2 protein-coding genes are annotated in these 1592 nt (G+C 68.5%); both read left to right on the top strand.

What is annotated here, in order from left to right:
- Nucleotides 1–91: 91 nt before the first annotated feature.
- Nucleotides 92–457: a hypothetical protein gene (locus AB0I15_RS66825; protein WP_358121197.1), complete on the top strand. Its 366-nt coding sequence runs from the start codon at nucleotides 92–94 to the stop codon at nucleotides 455–457.
- The gene (locus tag AB0I15_RS66820; protein WP_358121194.1) at nucleotides 448–1530 is read left to right on the top strand and encodes an integrase core domain-containing protein; all 1083 of its coding nucleotides are present in this window, start codon (nucleotides 448–450) and stop codon (nucleotides 1528–1530) included. The genes AB0I15_RS66825 and AB0I15_RS66820 overlap by 10 nt, the downstream gene beginning before the upstream one ends.
- Nucleotides 1531–1592 lie beyond the last annotated feature (62 nt).

The following is a 1592-nucleotide window of genomic DNA, read 5'->3' as shown; positions in this document are numbered from 1 at the left end:
CCTTCCGCGTCAGAGTCAATGAACCAGTTCCGGTCCGAAACACCTATCAGCCGCGGGTAGTTTGATCACTCCGTGGAAGAGGTTGGAGCAGGTGGCAGGACCACAGCAGGACCCCAAGCAGTCCCCGTCGCGTACGGGCAAGCCAGGTAAGCGTACGCTGCTCGCCCCGTCGGTGAAGTACCAGGTGTTCGTCGAGGTGCTCGCCGGGCAGTCCACCCAGGGCGAGGCGGCCGAGAAGTACGGCGTGAACCGGATGACGGTCAACGCCATCTGCAAGACCGCCAAGCAGGGCGCGCTGGACGCCCTGGCCGGTGCCTCGACGTCGGGCCGTCCGGGCAAGAGCCCCGAGGCTGTGGAGTTGGAGGCGGCTCGCAGGGAGATCGAGCGGCTGCGCGCGACGGTAACCGAGCAGGCCGTCGCCTTGCATCTGCACCAGGGAAAATCGCTTTGGGGCTGAACGCCGGCCTGGTCCCACCGCGAGTCGACGCCTCCGTCAAGGCCGGTCTGCTGGAGCTCGTCGCGCACGCGGCCGGCAAGGGCGGTTGGTCGACCCGCCGCTCGGCCGCGCTGCTGGGGCTGGATCACGTGCGGGTACTGCGCTGGCAGACCCGCGCCGTGGTCGGCCGCCTGGAGGATGCCAAGCCGGGCCCGGAGATCGCGCTGCACGCGCTGCTGCCGTGGGAACGCGAGGCGATCGTGAAGATCGCCGAGGAGTGGCTGGACATCGACCGCAGCCATCGCAAGCTGGCCCATCGCGGCTCACGGGTGGAGGCGTTCTACGCCTCGGAATCGACCGTGCTGCGGGTGCTGCAGGCGGCCGGGATCAAGGTTGCCGAGCGGCCTGCGCGCGAGCGGCGGCCGCGCCGTGAATGGCCCGAGTGGGCCGAGCTGGTGCCGGGCGTGATCACGATCTATGACTTCACGCACTTTCGCGGGCTGCCGTCCTGGTGCGCGATCGCGGTCCTGGACGTGGTCTCGCGCTACTGGCTGGCCACCGTGGTCTCCCCGGAGGAGACCTCCACCCAGGTCGAGGTGGCCTACACGCGGGCCCTTCAGATGCTGGGCAAGGCGCATCTCCTCGATGACGAGCGGTTCTTGGCCGAGCTGCGCGGCGGGCAGGTGCCCGACCACGACGCCTTCCCGGTGCTGCTGGCCGTCTCGGACAACGGACCGCAGATGACCTCCTCGGCGACCAGGACATTCATGGCCGGGGCGCGGATCGCCCAGCACTTCGGCCGTCCCGGCACGCCCAATGACCAGGCGTGGATCGAGTCGCTGTTCGGGCACGTCAAGGACGAGTTCCCGCACCTGGACAAGATCACCGACCCTGGAGAGCTGGAGGCCGAGCTGGACTCGATCCGGACGTTCTACAACGAGGTCAGGTTGCACGAGGGCCTCGGCTACGTCACTCCGGATGACGAGCACCACGGCCGCGGCGAGGCCATCCGGGAGGCCCGCCGGGCCGGGCTGAGAGCCGCTCACGAGGCCCGGGTTGCGACCCGGCGCGAACTACGCCAGGATCCCCTATAACCCCTCTCGTGACTGATAGGTGTTTTTAGCCCTATCTGGTGCATTTTCTCTGACACACCCCG

This window comes from Nonomuraea sp. NPDC050643, from assembly GCF_040654715.1.
In the GTDB taxonomy this organism is placed as follows: Bacteria; Actinomycetota; Actinomycetes; order Streptosporangiales; family Streptosporangiaceae; genus Nonomuraea.
Note: the sequence above shows the minus strand (reverse complement) of the source record. Positions and strands in the feature narration are given on the sequence as shown.